Genomic DNA, 19087 nt, shown 5'->3' on the forward strand with positions numbered 1-19087 from the left:
GATCAAAAGATCGCAGCCTTCGGCAGCTCCTACGGGTCCGGATTAACTTTCAAAGGAAGCGCCATGCCGATCATCGTCGAGCTGCTGAACGAAACCACTTATCAGGATCAGCAAGATCTGCAGAAGATCTACCGCGACGCCCCGGACTGGCTGTTCGCGCCATTCACAGGGGAGACGCAGATGATCGAAGACTGCCTGCAAGACGGTTCGCTGATCGCCGGACGCTTCAACGATCGACTGTTGGGTGCGGCACGTTTGCAACAGCACCACGACGTCTGGCATTTGTCCCATTTATGCGTACGAAAAATCACCCGTCGCCGTGGCGTTGCCGAGCGTCTGGTGAACGAAGCGCAAAAAATGGCGTCGCAATCGGGCGCGACATTGCGGCTGTTGGCGCCTGCCGGGCACCTCGAATCTCAAGCGCTGGCGGCTAAGCTGAAGGTGCCGCTGGATGAGCTCCCGATGTGATCGCTGACCGGTCAGCCACTTCGGAGCGCTATACTCCCCGGCTAAATTTCGAATTCGACTAATACAAGGACTCGCCCATGAAAGCGTTCGGCAAAATCCTGGGTCTGGTACTTCTCGGGCTGTTGCTGATCATTGTGGCGCTGGGCTTTGCCCTGACCCACCTCTTCGATCCCAACGACTATAAAGACGAGATTCGCCAGATTGCCCGCGACAAGGCCCACATCGAGCTGACGCTCAATGGCGATATCGGCTGGAGCCTGTTTCCCTGGCTGGGCCTGGAATTGCACGAAGCCAGTGTTGCGACCCTGGCCAAGCCTACCGAACCGTTCGCCGACTTGCAGATGCTCGGCCTGTCGGTCCGCGTGATTCCGCTGCTGCGCCGCGAAGTGCAGATGAGCGATGTGCGCGTCGAAGGCTTGAACCTGCGCCTGAACCGCGACAAGGACGGCCACGGCAACTGGGAAGACATCGGCAAGGTCCCGGCGCCTGCCACCCCGAGTACCTCGGCCACGCCGCCCGCCGCCACCGGCGAACCCGCGCCAACGACTACCGCTCAGGCAGAGAAACCGGCCCAGCCGATACGCCTGGACATCGACAGCCTGACCGTCAACAACGCCCGCGTTGAGTACAGCGACGAGAAAACCGGCAAGCAGTTCAGCGCCGAAAGCATCCAGCTGAGCACCGGCCCCGTGCACGACTCGACCAACATCCCGGTCAAACTCACCGCGTTCCTCGGCACCAACCAACCGGTTCTGCGGGTGCGGACCGAGCTGGCCGGCGAGTTGCGTTTCGAGCGTGCGCTGCAGCGCTACAAATTCGAAGACATGAAGCTCTCCGGTGAAGTCGCTGGCGATCCGCTGCAAGGCAAGACCATGACCTTCGCCGCTCAAGGTCAGCTGCTGCTGGACAAGGCCGCCAACGTCGCCGAATGGACCGGCATCAAGATCTCCGCCAATCAGCTGCGCGCCTTGGGTGAACTGAAAGCCAACGACCTCGACAAGACCCCGCAAATCAGCGGCGGCCTGTCGATTGCCCAGTTCGATCTGGCGAAGTTCGTCGACAGCATCGGCCAGAAACTCCCCGCGATGGCCGAAGGCAGCCTGAGCAAAGTCGAACTGGCCAGCCAGGTTGCCGGTACGCCGACCAGTTTGTCCCTCGACAACCTCAACCTGAAACTCGACGACAGCACTTTCAGCGGCCGCATTGCTGTCGAGGACTTCGCCAAGCAATCGCTGCGACTGAACCTCAAGGCTGATACCTTCAACGTCGATCGTTACTTGCCGCCAAAATCCGCCGAAGCCGACAGCGCGAAGCAGGTGCGTCAGGCCGAAGTGGCCAACACCGAGAGCGAGGCCATGGCTGGTGCGGGCAGCTCACCGCTACCGCCGTCACCGACCAAAGGCCCATGGAGCACCGAGCGCCTGTTGCCGGTGGAACGCCTGAGCAAACTCGACGTGGACGCTGACCTGACCTTCGGCCAGCTGACCCTCGACAAACTGCCGATTCAGAATGCGGCCCTCAAGGCCACCGGTCTTGGCGGCCTGCTGACGCTGGAGAACCTGCGCGGCGACCTGTACGACGGCAACTTCGAAGCCAAAGGTACCCTGGACGTGCGCCAGCAAGTGCCGGCGCTGAACATGCAGACGCGCATCAGCAAAGTGCCTGTAGAAAAAATCCTCGAAAGCCAAGGGAAAAATCCACCGGTCCAAGGCCTGGTTACGCTCGATAGCGCGCTGACCAGCAGCGGCAACAGCCAGAGCGTGCTGATCGATAACCTCAACGGCAATGCCAGTTTCGTCATCAACAATGGCGTGCTGCTCAATGCCAACCTTGAGCAGCAACTGTGCAAAGGCATCGCCACCCTGAATCGCAAAACCCTCACCGGCGAGCCACGGGGCAAGGACACACCGTTCGAAGAGCTCAAGGGCAACCTGACCTTCCACAACGGCGTGGCCAGTAACCCCGACCTGAAAGTGCGCATCCCGGGCATGACCGTCAACGGTAACGGCGACATCGACCTGCGGGTGTTGGGCATGGATTACCGCGTCGGCGTCATCGTCGAAGGCGACAAGAGCGACATGCCGGACCCTGCCTGCCAGGTCAGCGAGCGCTTCGTCGGCATCGAGTGGCCGCTGCGCTGCCGTGGCCCGCTGGAACTGGGTGCCAAGGCTTGCCGCATCGACAACGAACGCATGGGACAAGTCGCGAGCAAACTGGCCGGCGAGCGGATCAGTGAAAAAATTGATGAGAAGCTTGGCGATAAAGTCAGCCCGGAATTGAAAAACGCGCTCAAGGGGCTGTTCAAGCGATGAGAGCCGAGCAATTTTCAACGGCGGTGCTGGATTGGTACGACCGCCACGGCCGCCACGATTTGCCTTGGCAACAGGGCATCACCCCTTACCGGGTGTGGGTCTCGGAAATCATGTTGCAGCAAACTCAGGTCAGCACTGTGCTGAACTACTTCGACCGTTTCATGGCCTCGCTGCCGACGGTCGAAGCCCTGGCCGCCGCGCCGGAAGACGAAGTGTTACACCTGTGGACCGGCCTCGGTTACTACACCCGCGCGCGCAACTTGCAGAAGACCGCGAAGATTGTCGTTGCTGAATATGGCGGCGAGTTTCCCCGTGATGTGGAAAAGCTCACAGATCTGCCGGGTATCGGCCTGTCCACGGCCGGCGCGATTGCCAGCCTGAGCATGGGCCTGCGGGCGCCGATCCTCGATGGCAACGTCAAACGGGTGCTGGCACGCTTTACCGCGCAAGAGGGGTATCCGGGCGAGCCCAAGGTTGCCAAACAGCTGTGGGCCAACGCTGAGCGCTTCACGCCACATGATCGGGTCAACGCCTACACCCAGGCGATGATGGACCTGGGCGCCACGCTCTGCACCCGCAGCAAACCGAGCTGCCTGCTTTGTCCCCTGGAAAAGGGCTGCGAGGCGCACATGCTTGGCCTGGAAACCCGCTATCCGATTCCCAAGCCGCGCAAAGCCGTGCCACAGAAGCGCACGCTGATGCCGATGCTCGCCAATGGCGAAGGGGCGATTCTGCTTTACCGTCGCCCTTCCACGGGCCTGTGGGGCGGTCTCTGGAGCTTGCCGGAACTCGACGACCTCGACGACCTGCAACATCTGGCTTCGCAGCACTCGCTGGAACTGGGCCGCCAACAGGCACTGCCGAGCCTGGTGCACACCTTCAGCCACTTTCAGTTATCCATCGAACCCTGGCTGGTTCAGGTCCAGGAGGCCGGCCATCACGTGGCCGAGGCCGACTGGCTCTGGTATAACCTCGCCACCCCGCCGCGCCTGGGCCTTGCCGCCCCGGTCAAAACCTTGCTCGAACGCGCGGCCGTCGTATTGAACGCAGGAGAGTCGTCATGACCCGCACCATCATGTGCCGCAAGTACAAAGAAGAATTGCCCGCCCTGGAGCGCGCCCCGTTCCCAGGCGCAAAAGGCCAAGACATTTTTGACCACGTCTCCGCCAAGGCCTGGGCCGACTGGCAGAAACACCAGACCCTGCTGATCAACGAAAAACGCCTGAACATGATGAACGCCGAAGATCGCAAATATCTTCAGGGCGAGATGGACAAGTTCTTTTCCGGCGAGGAATACGCCAAGGCCGAAGGCTACGTTCCGCCAGCTGAATAACCCCGCTTTTTCGGGGGGTGGATCGTAAGCGACGGTAATAATTAAAATTTTTTTGAAAACTTTCTTGACGACCCCCTGAAAAACCAGTTTAATGCGCCCCGTTGCCCAGATAGCTCAGTCGGTAGAGCAGGGGATTGAAAATCCCCGTGTCGGCGGTTCGATTCCGTCTCTGGGCACCAAATACCGAAAACCCTGAATCGCAAGATTCAGGGTTTTTTTATGCCCGGGATTTGATGGCGCTCGATTTCCGGCTGTCTTCTACGACTGATTCCTACAGGCGGAGGCCTTAAAATAGCCGCACGTTTGCGCTTTAATACTCGGAATTTCTTTTCTGAAAAGGGCAGAAGCCTATGGCATCCCTGACCAAGCAACAAAAGCGAGCCAAACGCGCCAAGATAAAAGCCAAGCAACAGCGCGTAGCCCGAAGCATTCACCACCCAGCCCTGTTCGACGATTTGTCTGATGAACCAGATGCCTATCCGGCTGAGTTCTTCGAAACTCTGTTTACCCAATTTCATGAAGCGGAAAACCAAAGCCGCAAAGCGCTGTTTGTCGCGCTATTCATCGCTCTGGCCGATGTCATATCGGCAGCCCCCGACCTTCAACAGGAACTGGTCGAGACGGGCGATGCTTCCGAATCGATGGCGATGCTCAGTCAATCCTTTTTGATTGATTATCGGGAGTGGGCTTATGGCGCCACAGAGGCCGAAACCCTGGAATGGCTTACCCGGCCTGATGTACTTGATGATTTCAATCTGGCCGCGGAAGAAGCGGTTGCCGAGTTGGCAGCAAATCTATCCGAAGACGACGAATAGTCCCGCTCGCTACGGACAAACCGAACAGGTGATGCCTCGCACTCATCCTCGAAGCTCTGCACAACTGTATTGCCCACAAGGAATATCAATCGCGCACGCAAATTATTGTTACCGGACGCATCGATGTTCGAAAACGCCGGCGACTTCTTCGAGGGCCAGCCCGAAGACTATTTTCATCGGTGAGCAGACTCCGATTTGATACCGCAATCCGTGGCTGACCCAGGCCATGGTCAATCTAAGCATGATCGACACCATGGGCTTCGCCATCCGCACCAAGACCCTGTCACAGCGCAGCCGCTATTTTCCGCTTCAAGCACTATGGCTCAGCATCCCGTGACGAGTGGTCACGCTGATCCTAGACAAACTTCAGACGCTTTAGACGAAAAACAGAAGCAGAACAAATTCCGCAACCTGCTGAACGCTATGTCGACTTGCGACAATCATCGAAAAATCAGGCGATTTACACAAGGCCGATGGATTCCAAAGCCCGAACCAAGCATCTTTATCTAGACAAACTTTAGTCAAACTAAAGGCAAACTCCGCCGCCGAGCCGAGTACCGTCTCCGGGACACCAAAACCCTGAACCGTAAAGATTCAGGGTTTTTTTATGCGATTTGATCGGGCATCGTGCAAGCGTCTCTCTTCGGCTAGTTTTCAGTATTCCAGTGGAAGACAAGATTGCGAGCGGCACTACTTCCTACCTCCGCCGTATCACGCCGTTCCTCACCATTGCGTGTCGCGACGACGGTGTACTTGCCAGGTGGCAGCTGTACGTAAACCAACGGGCCAGCCTCGCTCAGCGTCAGCACGGGTTGCCCCGGATCTTTCTGAATGACCAGATTTACATCCGGAACATATTTGCCCTCTGCCCCGATGGAGAAAGTCATGTGCAGGTTGTAGCCCTGCGTTTGTTGGATAGCTTTAGCCTCATCCTCTCCGATACCGCCAGACAGGTAGGTAATCCCGTTTTGCTGTTGCTGCTGGACTTGCACGCCTGAGGGATCGATCGGTTCAAGACTGGCGGCATTAAGCACGATTGGAAACAGTAATACGCCGACAGCAGCGATGGGCAGCATGAATGAATGGACGTACTTCATGATGGCGACTCCCGGGTTGCATAGAACCCAATCGTTACTCTTTTTTAGATTTGTTGCTGAATGTTCAAGTTTTAGATCGATTAGCGCTTGGGCTAACTGCGAATCGGACTACGTGATGTGCTCCTCATGCATGGGCTGTCGTCGGCCCGGTCCTGCAAAGCAAATTCTCCTTTCCTTCCGATTTACCAGCCGCGCCCGGCATCGCGGCCCCTCACTCTCTTGCCATTCTCTTCCGCCTGTTTCCTTCAGCCGCGGAAAATGTCATGAGCCCTCTCAAACCCGGTAACACTCAAGATCCACAAATCACTTCACTGCTCGGCAATCTTGGCGAGTTGATCCGTGAAGCGCGTCAGAAGGTGCTGCGAGCGGTCGATACCGTTCAGGTGCAAACCTGTTGGCAGATCGGACGGCATATTGTCGAGTTCGAGCAGGAAGGGGCTCGGCGGGCGGTTTATGGCAAGCAACTGCTATCGACGCTGGCGAAAGTACTGACGTCGGAGTTTGGGAAAGGTTTTGACGAACGTAACCTGCGATACATGCGGGACTTTTATCAGACCTTTCCAATTTGGAACGCAGTGCGTTCCGAATTGAGCTGGACCCACTACCGCAGACTGCTACGAGTCGACAACGACAATGCTCGCCACTGGTACATGAACGAATCTGCGCTGCAGAACTGGTCAAGTCGCGCCCTCGAGCGCCAGATCAATACCCTCTATTACGAACGCTTGCTGGCGAGTCGCGACCGGGCCGCCGTCAAACAGGAAGCCGCCACCAATATTCAGCAAATGAACGCGAGCCCTCGGGAGTTCATCCGGGACCCAGTGCTACTGGAGTTTCTCGGCCTGCCCAATGCGGGCTTGATCCAGGAAAGCGAACTTGAACAAGCCTTGATCAATCAACTCCAGGGTTTCCTGCTTGAACTGGGCAAAGGCTTCGCCTTCATCGCTCGCCAGCAACGGATCAGTACCGAGAGCAAAGACTTCTACATCGACCTGGTGTTCTACAACTACCTGCTCAAGTGCTTCGTCATCTTCGACCTCAAGCGCGGCGTACTGACGCACCAGGATGTCGGCCAGATGGACATGTACGTACGCATGTACGACGACCTCAAGCGCGGACCGGAGGATAGCCCCACCGTCGGCCTCATTCTCTGCGCGCAAAAAGATGAATCGGTGGTGCGCTATTCAGTGCTGCAAGGCAACGAACAACTGTTCGCCAGTACCTACCGACTGGTGCTGCCGAGCGAGGAGGAACTTCGCACAGAACTGGATCGGGAATGGGCGGTGCTTGAGGAGCGGTTGCTCAAGCAGAGGCTCCGATAATCACCGCTGGATTGTTCATAAACGGCGTGAAGACTATGGTGGTCGGCTAACCGCAAAGGTTCAACGCCGATGAATTTGCAGGACATGCCCTCACTGGCCCCGACGCAACTTGAATTGCCGTTACCCACCGGCACACTTGGTGAACCTTTCAAGGAGCCAGCCGCCGACGGCTTCATCCTTGGCGGCTTCACCTGGCGGCATGCGAATCAAGACCCAACCCGTCCGGTGGTGATCATCAACGCCGCTACTTCAGTCCGTTGCCGACACTACTCGCGCTTTGCCGATTACCTGTTCGCCAACGGCTTCGAGGTGATCACTTACGACTATCGTGGCATCGGCGACTCGCGACCCGCGTCTTTGAAAGGGCTTCGGGCTTCATGGTCAGATTGGGGGGCGCTGGACTTTGAGACGATGCTCAAACGCGCTCAGCGTGAATTTCCCGAGCAACCCATCGATGTTGTAGGCCACAGCTTTGGAGGCTGTGCGGCGGGCCTGGGAGCTTCCGGGCATTTGATTCGACGTCTGGTGACCGTCGGTGCGCAATTCGCTTACTGGCGCGATTACGCACCCGCCCATCGCTGGCAGATGTTCGGCAAGTGGCATGTGGTGATGCCATTGATGACATTGCTTTGCGGCTACTTCCCCGGCAAATGTCTCGGCTGGCTAGAGGACACCCCCGCCGGGGTGGTTCGCGACTGGAGCATGCCCACCGCGCACTACGAGAAACGCCCCAGCGGTCGCGTCCTTCACGCAAAGTCCGGGCTACCCTTCTCATCCGTCACCGCACAAACCCTCGCCATCAGCATCAGCGACGATCCTTACGGTACGATTCCAGCCATCGAACGGTTGCTGGGTTACTTCACCAACAGCACGAACAGCCACCTGCGAATCACCCCCGCAGACATCGGCGAACAAGAAGTCGGACATTTCGCCTTTTTTCGCAGCGCATACCAAGCCACACTATGGCCCATTGCATTGTCCTGGCTGCAGACCGGCGAGTTGGCCCCCGACACACCCGGGCGGCGAGTGCCACGCAGTTGATGGATGCTCCCCCTCAATGAATTACGGAACGACGCCCATGGCCTCCGCCAACAAGCAAAACAAACGCGCCTCCCGCGCCAAAGCCAAGGCCAAGCAGAACCGCACCCAGCGGGCCGCCGCGCCGGTCGAGCTGGACCCGAACGACGATCGCATCGATTTCGAATCGGTGGACCTGACCGAACTGTTCAAAGAAATGATCGATGCGGCAAAGATCAGTCAACAGGCGATGTGCGCGGCCTTTCTTGAACATCCACTGCTCGCGCTGGTACTGGAACAGGAAGGCGAAGAAACCGCGACAGACTTCATCATCGCTGCACTGATCGAGTATCGCCAATGGTCCACCGAAGCCGACGAAGCCAGCGCCTTGGCGTGGATCGAATCCCCGGCCTTCCAGGCTGACTACGTGGCAGCGTCTGAAATCATCGCAGCCCAAAACCAACAGAAACCAGACTGAGTTCCCATGGCATCCCTGAACAAGCAACACAAACGCGCCAAACGCGCCAAGATCAAAGCCAAGCAAATCAATATCCACGGCAGAAAACCCGCCGCGCTGGACGATGATCTGGGCGACATCGGTGAGCCGATCCCGGAATACACCCTGGCGATGTTCAGCAAAATGCGTGACGCCGAAGCCATCAGCCGCAACGACATGCTGCTGACCCTGCTGTCGAACCTCTCCGGGATCATCAGCGATCATCCAGAACTGCTGGACATGGAAAACGCCGACAACGAAGCCATGGCCGCCACGCACCTGGCCGCCGACATGCTGATCGACTACCGCATGTGGGCTGATGGCATGGACCGCGATGCCGCCCAGGCCTGGCTGACCGACCCACAATTCATCACCGACTTTGGCGATGCGCTGGACAACTATCGCCAGTCGCTGGATGCCCCGGAAGAAAAGGCCGAGTAAACACCTGTTAAGCCGTAACACGATCTGTAGCAGCTGGCGAAGCCTGCGTTCGGCTGCGCAGCAGTCGTAAAAACCTGCGCGCGAGGTAATCCTGATGGACCGCATGACCTGACTTCACGACTGCTGCGCAGCCGAACGCAGGCTTCGCCAGCTGCTACAAGGTTTGCGCGACCGGCAATACACGCCTCTTCAGAACCAAAAACGGCCGCTTGTCATCACTGACAGCGGCCGTTTTGCGTTACGCAGTGCGAATCAACTCAACACCACCGCTCCACGCCGCTCCAGCTTGCGACGGCGAGCCACAAACAACCCGGCGACCACTACCAACAGGCTCAGCAAACCGGTCGCGAGAATCTCCGCGCGATGGGCTTCCTGGAACAGCATGATGGTCAGGGCCGCGACAATGAATATGATCACTGCGTAAGTCAGGCCCGGGAACAGCCACATGCTGAAGGCGATTTTTTCTCCGCGAGCCATACGCTGTTTGCGCATACGCAGTTGCGAAATCGCGATCACCAGATACACCAGCAACGCGATGGCGCCCGAGCTGGCCAGCAGGAATTCGAACACAGCGGCCGGGGCCACGTAGTTGGCGAACACTGCAAGAAACGCAGCTGCGGTCGACAGCATCACGGCCCAGTAAGGTGTGCCGCTGCTGTTGGTGCGCTGGGAAACGGCTGGCGCATCGCCGCGTTTGCCCAACGAGAACATCATGCGCGAAGCAGTGTAGAGCGCCGAGTTCAGGCAGCTGGTTACCGCAACCAGAACCACGATATCGACGATCAGCTTGGCATTCGGGATACCCATGCGTTCCAGCACGGTCTGGTAGGAACCAACGCTGGCCAGAACCGGGTCATTCCATGGCACCAAGGCCACAACGATGAAGATGGAGACGAGGTAGAACAAGCCAATCCGCCAGATCACCGAATTGGTGGCCTTGGAGATTTGCTTGCCTGGATTCTTCGACTCCGCAGCCGCGATGGTCACGATCTCAGTGCCCATGAAGGAAAACATGGTGGTCAGAATGGCACCCAGCACCGCGCCCATGCCGTTTGGCAAGAAGCCTTGCGTGTCAAACAAATGCGACACGCCGCTGACCTGGCTGGTCGGCAGGAAGCCGAAAATCGCCAGAATGCCAAGACCGATAAAGCCGATGATCGCTATGACTTTGACCAAGGCGAACCAGAACTCGAACTCACCATAGTTCTTCACACTGAACAGGTTGGTCACGGTCAGCAGCAAGGTAATTACCAAGGTGAAGGCCCAGATCGCCACGCTTGGGAACCAGGCATGCAAAATGGTCGCGGCAGCGATAGCCTCCAGGGGGATGACCAAAACCCAGAACCACCAGTAGAGCCAGCCAATGGTGAAACCGGCCCAGTGACCGATCGCGCGATCGGCGTACGTGGAGAAGGAACCTGTATCTGGCGATGCAACGGCCATCTCGCCGAGCATTCGCATGACCAGAACCACGAGGGCACCGGCGGTCGCGTAAGCCAGCAGCACGGCCGGCCCGGCAGCGGCAATGGCGTGGCCGGAGCCGACGAACAGGCCGGCGCCGATGACTCCGGCGATCGACAGCATGGTCACATGACGCGGTTTTAGCCCCTGTTCAAGGCCATTGGAGGAGCTTTGGCTACTGCTCATTAAAACTACCTTTGCAAGTAAAGCGATGACGTCGGCCCGGTCTGACATCCCTTCTCGTAAAAAGAATCCAACAGGGCGTTTCTTATTCTGCACGCAATAATTGCGCCAAAATGTTTCGCGCGCCCGTTACACGGGGCCTGCACGCAGATCGAGCAGTTATCGCAAGTCATTGAGATTAATGGCATTTCGCCAGAGCGTTACCCTGCCACCCACTTTGAAGAACGAATCAGCGCACCGGAAACACACCAAAAAATCCAGGCGCGCACAATAAAAGTGCCGATCAGGAACGTTTGGCCGGTTAGCGCTTCCAACACCCCGCCAAAGCTGGCAACATCGCGCCTTTTTTTACGCGACAGCCGCGCCGAAGCTTGTTCAAACGGCTGTTCGGTTGTTGATGGGGCGACAGTCTGCTGTGCCGATGCGACAACCTGCCACGTGCCACCCGCTTACCGTCCGTAGCGCTGTTGGCTGCCATTCGAACGCTATGCTAGCTTGGCCGCCTCGCCAGGAAGGCCGCCAATAGCAGGAGCGCAAAACACTATGAGGAACGCACATGGCTGAGGCCACGCCCGCGCTTGAAATCCGCAACTTGCACAAACGCTACGGACAGCTTGAGGTGCTCAAAGGCATCTCGCTGACCGCCCGCGACGGCGACGTGATCTCGATCCTGGGTTCCTCCGGCTCCGGCAAGTCCACGTTCTTGCGTTGCATCAACCTGCTGGAAAACCCGCACCAGGGCCAGATCCTGGTGGCCGGCGAAGAACTCAAACTCAAAGCCGCCAAGAACGGTGAACTGGTCGCGGCCGACGGCAAGCAGATCAATCGCCTGCGCAGCGAGATTGGTTTTGTATTTCAAAACTTTAATCTCTGGCCGCACATGAGCGTGCTCGACAACATCATCGAAGCCCCGCGCCGCGTGCTCGGCCAAAGCAAAGCCGAAGCCATCGAAGTCGCCGAAGCCTTGCTGGCCAAGGTCGGCATCGCTGACAAGCGTCACGCCTACCCGGCGCAACTTTCCGGCGGCCAGCAGCAACGCGCGGCCATTGCCCGCACGTTGGCGATGCAGCCCAAGGTGATCCTGTTCGACGAACCCACCTCCGCCCTTGACCCGGAAATGGTCCAGGAAGTACTTAATGTCATCCGCGCATTGGCCGAAGAAGGCCGCACCATGCTGCTCGTGACCCATGAAATGGGCTTCGCCCGTCAGGTTTCCAGCGAAGTGGTGTTCCTCCACCAAGGCTTGGTAGAAGAGCAAGGATCGCCACAGCAGGTGTTCGAAAACCCGCTTTCGGCGCGCTGCAAACAATTCATGTCCAGCAACCGCTAACGGAGCTACCCGCATGCAGAACTACAAAAAAATCTTCCTGGCCGCTGCTGTCACCCTGGCCTTCAGTGCCGGTGCCGCCGCCGAGACCTTGAAGATGGGCATCGAAGCGGCCTACCCGCCGTTCAACAACAAAGATGCCAGTGGCAATGTCGTCGGCTTCGACAGAGAAATCGGTGATGCCCTGTGCGCCAAGATGAAAGTCGAGTGCACCGTGGTTACGTCCGACTGGGACGGCATCATCCCGGCCCTGAACGCCAAGAAGTTCGACTTCCTGATCTCCTCGATGTCGATCACCGACGAGCGCAAGCAGGCGGTGGACTTCACCGAACCGTACTACTCCAACAAGTTGCAGTTCATCGCGCCGAAAAACGTCGACTTCAAAACCGACAAGGCTTCGCTGCAAGGTAAGGTGATCGGCGCCCAACGCGCGACCCTGGCCGGCACCTGGCTGGAAGACAACATGGAAGGCGTCGAAATCAAACTCTACGACACCCAGGAAAACGCCTACCTGGACCTGACTTCGGGTCGTCTGGACGGCATCCTGGCCGACAAGTACGTCAACTACGAGTGGCTGAAAAGCGACGCCGGCCGGGCTTACGAATTCAAGGGCGACCCGGTGGAAGAAAGCGACAAGATCGGTATCGCTGTTCGCAAGGACGACCCGATCCGCGAGAAGCTGAACACCGCGCTGAAAGAAATCGTCGCTGACGGCACCTACAAAAAGATCAACGACAAGTACTTCCCGTTCAGCATCTATTGATTCTGAGCTGCCTGACCGGCGCCGTCCGCTGACGGTGCCGGTCCTTCGCATTGCCTGCCGCGATTTGAAAAGAAATCCATGATTATCGACCTCTACGGATTCGGCCCGGCGCTCGCCGCTGGTGCGCTGATGACTGTGAAACTGGCACTCTCGGCCTTGTGCCTGGGGCTGGTGCTCGGTCTGCTCGGCGCCTTGGCCAAGACTTCCCCGCACAAGCCGCTGCAATGGCTTGGCGGCACTTATTCAACATTGGTTCGCGGCATCCCGGAATTGCTCTGGGTGCTGTTGATCTACTTCGGCACGGTCAACCTGATGCGTGCCCTGGGCGAGTTCTTCGGCAACCCCGACCTCGAACTCAATGCCTTCGCCGCCGGTGTGATTGCACTGGGGCTGTGCTTCGGCGCCTACGCCACGGAAGTGTTTCGTGGTGCGATTCTGGCGATCCCAAAGGGTCACCGTGAAGCCGGCGTGGCCCTGGGCCTGTCGAAATTTCGCATCTTTACCCGGCTGATCATGCCGCAGATGTGGCGCATCGCCCTTCCCGGCCTGGGCAACCTGTTCATGATCCTGATGAAAGACACTGCGCTGGTTTCCGTCATCGGCCTGGAAGAAATCATGCGTCACGCGCAAATCGGCGTGACCATCTCCAAGCAACCGTTCACCTTCTATATGGTGGCCGCCTTCATGTATCTAGGCCTGACCGTTCTGGCCATGACCGGCATGCACTTTATGGAACGACGCGCCGCTCGCGGCTTCGCGAGGAGCACCCAATGAACTGGGAAGTCATCATCAAGTGGCTGCCAAAACTGGCTCAGGGCGCAACACTGACCCTGGAACTGGTGGCCATCGCCGTGATCGCCGGGTTGCTGCTGGCGATTCCGCTGGGCATCGCTCGCTCGTCGCGACTCTGGTACGTGCGGGCATTTCCCTACGGCTATATCTTCTTTTTCCGTGGCACGCCGTTGCTGGTTCAGCTGTTCCTGGTCTACTACGGCCTGGCACAGTTCGACGCGGTGCGTAACAGCTCGATGTGGCCGTACTTGCGCGATCCGTTCTGGTGCGCCACCGCGACCATGACCCTGCACACCGCAGCCTACATCGCCGAGATCCTGCGCGGCGCGATCCAGGCGATTCCTCCGGGCGAGATCGAAGCGGCACGGGCGCTGGGCATGTCCCGGGCCAAGGCGCTGTTCTACATCATGCTGCCGCGTGCGGCGCGCATCGGCCTGCCGGCCTACAGCAACGAAGTGATCCTGATGCTCAAGGCCAGCGCCCTGGCCAGCACCGTGACCCTGCTGGAATTGACCGGCATGGCCCGCACCATCATTGCCCGCACCTACCTGCCGGTGGAGATTTTCTTCGCCGCGGGCATGTTCTATCTGCTGATGGCTTACGTGCTGGTTCGCGGGTTCAAGCTGCTGGAGCGCTGGTTGCGCGTCGATGCCTGCCAAGGGCGTTGACTCCTGCGTGCTGACGGGCGAGGCCCTGCTCGCCCGTTTCACCGCGCTGGATGCTTTTCTGATCGAGCATCAGACGCTGTGGAAGCCTCGACCGTTTACCCATCTGCAACTGCCTTGGGAAGCGTCCTACCCGGAGTTGGCTCAATGGCTACGCGGCCGGTCGCTGGAGGATGCGGAAAGCAGTCATAACCAACCTTGCTTGCTCGATGCGCCGGAGCCGTTTGCTTCATTGGCGGCGATGTCTGCTGAACTGAGCGCGGTGGGTGAATTGCCGGCTCGTGCACTTGAAGCGGCAGGCCATCGCTTGAATGTGGATGTGCCGGGACGCAAATGGCAGCAGATTGAAGCGTTCGCCGGTCGCCTGCAGTTTGCTCAGGCACCGAGGCATTGGCTGGATTGGTGTTCGGGCAAAGGCCATTTGGGGCGACGCCTGCTGCAAACCGGGCAACAACTGACTTGCCTGGAATTCGATCCGGCGCTGGTTGCCAGTGGCCAGGCACTCAGCCAGCGTCACCAATCGCATGCACTGCATGTCGAGCAGGATGTACTCGCGCCTGCCGCAGCCTCTCTATTGAACGCCGATCACACGCCGGTCGCGCTGCACGCCTGCGGTGATCTGCATGTGCGACTGATCCAGCTCGCCAGCGCCGCCGGTTGCAAACAACTGGCCATCGCACCGTGCTGCTACAACCGGATCAGCCAGAACACCTATCAGCCGCTTTCCTGCGCGGCTGAGCGCTCCGACCTACACCTTTCCCTCGATGATCTTGCGCTGCCAATGAGCGAAACCGTCACCGCCGGCGCTCGCGTCCGACGCCAGCGCGACACCTCCATGGCGCGGCGCCTGGCGTTCGACCTGCTGCAACGACAACTGCGCGGCGTCGATGAATACCTGCCAACCCCTTCCCTGCCCAGCGCCTGGCTGGACAAACCTTTCGCCGATTACTGCCGCGATCTGGCTGCACTCAAAGACTTATCCACAGTCGGTGCGCCAGATTGGACTACACTGCAAGCCGCCGGTTGGCAGCGATTGGCCGAAGTGCGCAACCTGGAGCTGCTGCGAGGCCTTTTCCGACGGCCGCTAGAGCTGTGGCTGGTACTTGATCGGGCACTTTTCCTCATTGAGCAGGGTTACGCCGTTCGCCTCGGCACCTTCTGTGAAACCCCGCTCACACCGCGCAATTTTTTGCTCCTGGCAGAACGCCCTCAAACAACCACAGCCTGTGGATAACTCTGTTGATGGAATTATCGTGGATCCAATATCCACACTGTTTTAGGCCTAAAACACTACTGGTCATTTTTTGTTCACACAAATAAAAAACCCGCAAAACAGGCATTTGCGGACAAATGAGAACCAGTCTACAAATTCGTAATGAACAGGCAATCGCCCCTAGTCCATTGTGCATAAGCATTTCATCAAAACGACATAACCGCCGAATACCGGACACCCATAGCGGAAAATTGCGCCTTGCAACAGCCCTTGCTACGAGCGCCGAATCTCACCATGCAACCTGGCCTGGCCACAAATTCAACCACCCCATCACCGACACCGAAAACCACCTCACCCGCCGTCCTGCAACGCGCCGAATCCGCAGAAGCCCAACTGCGCGCCCTGCAAAACAGCCGAACCTGGCGCGCCCTCCAGAAACTCAAGAACGTACCGGTTCGCGCCTGACCGAAAGCCTGCGCAAAAATAGTCTGAATTCAGGGGTTTACAGAACCAACCCAATCGCTATAATCGTCGCCCAACACGCCGGTATAGCTCAGTTGGTAGAGCAACTGACTTGTAATCAGTAGGTCCCGGGTTCGACTCCTGGTGCCGGCACCATACAAGGTTCCAGAGAAGGCTTTAAAAATCTCTGAAACCCCCGAAAAACCCGCCTTCTGGCGGGTTTTTTCGTTTTGGCGTTCCATCGGTTTCCGTCAGAAACTGGTGGATTCCAACCGTTTTAGGGGTAATGTTAGGGGTAAGGTAATTCGATAAAGGGGGAGTACCCTTATGTCGCGCACCACTGCTCCACTCTCCGATTCGGCTTGCCGCTCAGCCAAGCCCACCGACCGCGCTTACAAGCTTTTCGACGGCGACGGCCTCTACCTTCTAGTCCAACCCAATGGCCGTAAAGGCTGGCGTCTCAGGTATGTCAAACCTGATGGCCGCGAAGGACTGACCTCGTTCGGCAGCTACCCCGTGATCGGCCTCGCCGATGCGCGCAACAAGCGCCTAGAGGTCAAACGGATGCTGGCGAAAGGCATCGACCCCATAGAGACCAAACACCAAGCTAAGACGCAGGCCGCAATCAAAGGCCGAACCTTTGAAAGCGCTGCACTGGAATGGCACAAAGCGATGTCTGCCAAATGGGCACCGGGCCATGCTAAGACGGTCCTGAGCCGCCTCAAAACCCATGTCTTCCCGCTGATCGGCGCTCGCTCTATTGTCGATCTGGACACCCATGACCTGATGCAACCTCTGGAAGCGATCCAGAAACGCGGCACGATTGACGTCGCTTTAAGGGTACAAAACTACCTGCAAAGCATCATGCGCGAGGCGAAACGTGCTCGACAGATCGCGGCAAATCCTGCCTCCGACCTTGAAGGTTTGATCAAAGCCCCGAGGGTGATTCACCGCCCTGCTTTACCCTTATCGCGTCTGCCTGAATTGCAGGAGCGTATCGACACCTACAAAGGCCGCGCACTTACCCGGCTGACGGTCATGCTCTCGCTGCATGTGTTCGTACGCTCCAGCGAACTGCGCTTCGCCCGCTGGAGCGAGTTCGACCTCAAGCGCGGCACCTGGGAGATACCGGACACTCGCTCCGCGCTGGAAGGAGTACCCTTTTCCACAAGGGGTACGAAGATGGCAGGGGACATCCACCTTGTACCCTTATCGCCGCAAGCCGTGACTCTGCTTGAACAGATCCACGTCCTCACCGGCAAATTCGACTTGGTGTTTGCAGGCGATGCCAAGCCCTGGAAGCCCATGTCTGAAAACACGGTGAACAGCGCGCTCAGAAAAATGGGCTATGACACCAAAACCGAAATCTGCGGGCATGGGTTTCGTTCGATGGCCTGTAGTGCGCTGATTGAATCAGGACTGTGGTCCGAGACCGCCATTGAAAGGCAGATGAGCCACAAAGAACGCAACAACGTCCGCGCCGCTTACATCCACAAGGCAGAGTTCATCGAGGAGCGCAGGCTGATCATGAACTGGTGGAGCCGGTATCTGGAGGCCAACCGGCAGGAGCATGTCACCCCGCACGAATTTGCAAACCATATCGGCGCGAACATCACTCGCCTAAAAGCAAAACGTGAGTAGAAAAAACCGTAGTGACGGCTGGCAGCGTTCCGAATGCAATATCAGGCCCAGCGCCCTTCTTAAATTGCAAGAATCTGCGGCTGCCAAGGCAGATTCAAATTTTCATTATATGGATTAACAACGGTGCGATCTCTTCGCGTGCCGGGCGAAAAATTATATAAGGGGACGTAAAATGACTTGATGTCTGGTTCGTTTAGCGAAATCTCAAAATTCTGATTAAAAATACTTGATAGTGTTTTTGATTCATTTACAAGGTGAAATGGTCCAAACCGGACACAGAATAAGGTGATACAAGCTGACACTGCAGAAATTACATTTGATAATGTGGCCTCATTGAAGTGTGCCCCTCGATCATGCTTAGTTTTATTGTACGCATCATACCAGGCTAATGAATTAGTCGGGGCCGTGGCCGTCCAGTTCGCAAATGGTGAAACGGGTTGTGCAGTTCTGTAGTTTCGCAATAGAACAGTATATTCACGTAAATGAGCTGACGAAAGCAGCTTAACGTAGTCGTTTGTTGTGAATGTCCGACCGTTCAGAGGTGCAGCACCGGCCTTGGTGAGAAGACTCTTCCAATGGCTTTCAACTTCTGTGCAAGCCAGAATCAGCAATTCGCGCGTCTTATGGCTGTAAGAACTAAGACCACTCCCTTCGGGTTCGATATAAAGTAGAAGCACATCTAGCTGTTCTATTAGCACCCTTAAAGACTGCTCGCTAAATCTTTGTTCATACTGATCAATATCAAGCCCTTGGTAAATTTCATTCTGAAAATAAAGCCCAGGTCGCCATATTCCAGTGACTGTGGAGCCAACATCATTTGTCGTAGATCGGATGTCAGTAGCACCAAATGTCGAAACAACCCAATCTCTCAGCGATCCATTTTTTTCTTCAATAACCGTTAGCCCTGAAGATATGACATACAATGGGCCCGCCGTACCGTAGATATGTACAAAGTGGTCAGGAAGTTCGTAGGCAAAGCCATAAACTTGCTTTTCATGCAAAGCTTCAATCCATCCACGCAAATTTGTTGCAGTATTTTTGTAACACAGAGCCTTCATTTGGATTCCTCTGGGTAAGACTTTTGAATAGTTGCGTAAAATAGACCGGCATCAAAAAAACAATTACAGACACAGACACAGACACAGACACAGACACAGACACAGACACAGACACAGATCTTGACGGTTATTGCTAATGTAGCCAAGCGCTTATTTCTTAGATCCCGTATCGCCTCGGTGCTGGTGGATGACTGCGTCATTAAGTTTACAATGTGGAGCTT

General features: G+C 57.2%; 18 protein-coding genes, 2 tRNA genes and 1 pseudogene. 18 read left to right on the top strand and 3 right to left on the bottom strand.

The features are described 5' to 3' along the window. The first annotated feature begins 63 nt into the window (after positions 1-63). The 6 genes from PMI18_RS22125 (at position 64) to PMI18_RS0129375 (ending at position 4928) form a co-directional block, all read left to right on the top strand. On the top strand, positions 64-468 hold the full coding sequence (locus tag PMI18_RS22125) for an acetyl-CoA sensor PanZ family protein (RefSeq protein ID WP_007897439.1): 405 nt from the start codon (positions 64-66) through the stop codon (positions 466-468). Between the two features lie 77 nt (positions 469-545). Continuing rightward, the gene (locus PMI18_RS22120) at positions 546-2780 is read left to right on the top strand and encodes an AsmA family protein (RefSeq protein WP_007897444.1); all 2235 of its coding nucleotides are present in this window, start codon (positions 546-548) and stop codon (positions 2778-2780) included. Further along, positions 2777-3844: an A/G-specific adenine glycosylase gene (gene mutY / locus PMI18_RS22115; protein WP_007897446.1), complete on the top strand. Its 1068-nt coding sequence runs from the start codon at positions 2777-2779 to the stop codon at positions 3842-3844. Before PMI18_RS22120 ends, mutY begins: the two co-directional genes overlap by 4 nt. Next, entirely contained in the window at positions 3841-4113 is a 273-nt protein-coding gene (locus PMI18_RS22110) for an oxidative damage protection protein (RefSeq protein ID WP_007897448.1), read from the top strand. The genes mutY and PMI18_RS22110 overlap by 4 nt, the downstream gene beginning before the upstream one ends. A 103-nt stretch (positions 4114-4216) precedes the next feature. Then, positions 4217-4292 (top strand) — tRNA-Phe (locus tag PMI18_RS22105). 171 nt (positions 4293-4463) lie between these two features. Further along, the gene (locus PMI18_RS0129375; RefSeq protein WP_007897449.1) at positions 4464-4928 is read left to right on the top strand and encodes a hypothetical protein; all 465 of its coding nucleotides are present in this window, start codon (positions 4464-4466) and stop codon (positions 4926-4928) included. Between the two features lie 647 nt (positions 4929-5575). On the opposite strand, the gene PMI18_RS22100 is transcribed toward PMI18_RS0129375, so the two are convergent. Continuing rightward, positions 5576-6025, bottom strand: coding sequence for a hypothetical protein (locus PMI18_RS22100; protein WP_007897450.1), 450 nt, complete (start codon positions 6023-6025; stop codon positions 5576-5578). 263 nt (positions 6026-6288) lie between these two features. Between PMI18_RS22100 and PMI18_RS22095 the strand changes: the two genes are divergently transcribed. The 4 genes from PMI18_RS22095 (at position 6289) to PMI18_RS22080 (ending at position 9301) form a co-directional block, all read left to right on the top strand. After that, positions 6289-7347 (top strand): PDDEXK nuclease domain-containing protein, encoded by a 1059-nt coding sequence (locus PMI18_RS22095; RefSeq protein ID WP_007897451.1) that lies wholly within the window; start codon positions 6289-6291, stop codon positions 7345-7347. 69 nt (positions 7348-7416) lie between these two features. Next, positions 7417-8388 carry an alpha/beta hydrolase family protein gene (locus PMI18_RS22090; RefSeq protein WP_007897452.1) on the top strand — a complete coding sequence of 324 codons (972 nt, stop codon included), beginning with the start codon at positions 7417-7419 and terminating at the stop codon, positions 8386-8388. Positions 8389-8425: 37 nt separating this feature from the next. Next, positions 8426-8842, top strand: coding sequence for a hypothetical protein (locus tag PMI18_RS22085; protein WP_007897453.1), 417 nt, complete (start codon positions 8426-8428; stop codon positions 8840-8842). A 6-nt stretch (positions 8843-8848) separates the two neighbouring features. Then, the gene (locus tag PMI18_RS22080; RefSeq protein ID WP_007897454.1) at positions 8849-9301 is read left to right on the top strand and encodes a hypothetical protein; all 453 of its coding nucleotides are present in this window, start codon (positions 8849-8851) and stop codon (positions 9299-9301) included. A 252-nt stretch (positions 9302-9553) separates the two neighbouring features. Here PMI18_RS22080 and gabP read toward each other — a convergent pair whose 3' ends face one another. After that, on the bottom strand, positions 9554-10948 hold the full coding sequence (gabP, locus tag PMI18_RS22075) for a GABA permease (RefSeq protein ID WP_007897456.1): 1395 nt from the start codon (positions 10946-10948) through the stop codon (positions 9554-9556). A 553-nt stretch (positions 10949-11501) separates the two neighbouring features. Here gabP and PMI18_RS22070 point away from each other — a divergent pair. The 8 genes and pseudogenes from PMI18_RS22070 to PMI18_RS22040 all read left to right on the top strand — a co-directional run bounded on the left by PMI18_RS22070 (position 11502) and on the right by PMI18_RS22040 (position 17808). Beyond that, positions 11502-12275, top strand: a complete 774-nt coding sequence (locus PMI18_RS22070; RefSeq protein ID WP_007897462.1) for an ABC transporter ATP-binding protein — start codon at positions 11502-11504, stop codon at positions 12273-12275. A 13-nt stretch (positions 12276-12288) separates the two neighbouring features. Then, positions 12289-13035, top strand: coding sequence for an ABC transporter substrate-binding protein (locus PMI18_RS22065; protein WP_007897465.1), 747 nt, complete (start codon positions 12289-12291; stop codon positions 13033-13035). Positions 13036-13113: 78 nt separating this feature from the next. After that, on the top strand, positions 13114-13809 hold the full coding sequence (locus PMI18_RS22060; protein WP_007897468.1) for an ABC transporter permease: 696 nt from the start codon (positions 13114-13116) through the stop codon (positions 13807-13809). Further along, complete coding sequence (locus PMI18_RS22055; RefSeq protein WP_007897471.1) at positions 13806-14495, top strand: ABC transporter permease; 690 nt, start codon at positions 13806-13808, stop codon at positions 14493-14495. The genes PMI18_RS22060 and PMI18_RS22055 overlap by 4 nt, the downstream gene beginning before the upstream one ends. Then, on the top strand, positions 14476-15726 hold the full coding sequence (locus PMI18_RS22050; protein WP_007897473.1) for a methyltransferase: 1251 nt from the start codon (positions 14476-14478) through the stop codon (positions 15724-15726). Before PMI18_RS22055 ends, PMI18_RS22050 begins: the two co-directional genes overlap by 20 nt. Positions 15727-16013: 287 nt before the next feature. After that, positions 16014-16170: pseudogene (locus PMI18_RS31475) on the top strand (FkbM family methyltransferase); the annotation flags it as partial. Positions 16171-16247: 77 nt separating this feature from the next. Then, positions 16248-16323, top strand: a tRNA-Thr gene (locus tag PMI18_RS22045). A 171-nt stretch (positions 16324-16494) separates the two neighbouring features. Next, positions 16495-17808, top strand: a complete 1314-nt coding sequence (locus PMI18_RS22040; RefSeq protein ID WP_007897477.1) for a tyrosine-type recombinase/integrase — start codon at positions 16495-16497, stop codon at positions 17806-17808. A 59-nt stretch (positions 17809-17867) separates the two neighbouring features. Here the strand turns inward: PMI18_RS22040 and PMI18_RS31030 are convergent, their stop codons facing one another. Continuing rightward, on the bottom strand, positions 17868-18866 hold the full coding sequence (locus PMI18_RS31030; RefSeq protein ID WP_007897479.1) for a hypothetical protein: 999 nt from the start codon (positions 18864-18866) through the stop codon (positions 17868-17870). Positions 18867-19087: the final 221 nt, after the last annotated feature.

The sequence above is a fragment of the Pseudomonas sp. GM102 genome, assembly GCF_000282555.1.
Taxonomy (GTDB): domain Bacteria; phylum Pseudomonadota; class Gammaproteobacteria; order Pseudomonadales; family Pseudomonadaceae; genus Aquipseudomonas.

Excerpts from the sequence above, each read along its gene's own strand:
- PMI18_RS22125 (WP_007897439.1), top strand. The coding sequence starts at position 64 with ATGCCGATCATCGTCGAGCTGCTGAACGAAACCACTTATCAGGATCAG.
- PMI18_RS22120 (WP_007897444.1), top strand. The coding sequence starts at position 546 with ATGAAAGCGTTCGGCAAAATCCTGGGTCTGGTACTTCTCGGGCTGTTG.
- mutY (WP_007897446.1), top strand. The coding sequence starts at position 2,777 with ATGAGAGCCGAGCAATTTTCAACGGCGGTGCTGGATTGGTACGACCGC.
- PMI18_RS22110 (WP_007897448.1), top strand. The coding sequence starts at position 3,841 with ATGACCCGCACCATCATGTGCCGCAAGTACAAAGAAGAATTGCCCGCC.
- PMI18_RS0129375 (WP_007897449.1), top strand. The coding sequence starts at position 4,464 with ATGGCATCCCTGACCAAGCAACAAAAGCGAGCCAAACGCGCCAAGATA.
- PMI18_RS22100 (WP_007897450.1), bottom strand. The coding sequence starts at position 6,025 with ATGAAGTACGTCCATTCATTCATGCTGCCCATCGCTGCTGTCGGCGTA.
- PMI18_RS22095 (WP_007897451.1), top strand. The coding sequence starts at position 6,289 with ATGAGCCCTCTCAAACCCGGTAACACTCAAGATCCACAAATCACTTCA.
- PMI18_RS22090 (WP_007897452.1), top strand. The coding sequence starts at position 7,417 with ATGAATTTGCAGGACATGCCCTCACTGGCCCCGACGCAACTTGAATTG.
- PMI18_RS22085 (WP_007897453.1), top strand. The coding sequence starts at position 8,426 with ATGGCCTCCGCCAACAAGCAAAACAAACGCGCCTCCCGCGCCAAAGCC.
- PMI18_RS22080 (WP_007897454.1), top strand. The coding sequence starts at position 8,849 with ATGGCATCCCTGAACAAGCAACACAAACGCGCCAAACGCGCCAAGATC.
- gabP (WP_007897456.1), bottom strand. The coding sequence starts at position 10,948 with ATGAGCAGTAGCCAAAGCTCCTCCAATGGCCTTGAACAGGGGCTAAAA.
- PMI18_RS22070 (WP_007897462.1), top strand. The coding sequence starts at position 11,502 with ATGGCTGAGGCCACGCCCGCGCTTGAAATCCGCAACTTGCACAAACGC.
- PMI18_RS22065 (WP_007897465.1), top strand. The coding sequence starts at position 12,289 with ATGCAGAACTACAAAAAAATCTTCCTGGCCGCTGCTGTCACCCTGGCC.
- PMI18_RS22060 (WP_007897468.1), top strand. The coding sequence starts at position 13,114 with ATGATTATCGACCTCTACGGATTCGGCCCGGCGCTCGCCGCTGGTGCG.
- PMI18_RS22055 (WP_007897471.1), top strand. The coding sequence starts at position 13,806 with ATGAACTGGGAAGTCATCATCAAGTGGCTGCCAAAACTGGCTCAGGGC.
- PMI18_RS22050 (WP_007897473.1), top strand. The coding sequence starts at position 14,476 with ATGCCTGCCAAGGGCGTTGACTCCTGCGTGCTGACGGGCGAGGCCCTG.
- PMI18_RS22040 (WP_007897477.1), top strand. The coding sequence starts at position 16,495 with ATGTCGCGCACCACTGCTCCACTCTCCGATTCGGCTTGCCGCTCAGCC.
- PMI18_RS31030 (WP_007897479.1), bottom strand. The coding sequence starts at position 18,866 with ATGAAGGCTCTGTGTTACAAAAATACTGCAACAAATTTGCGTGGATGG.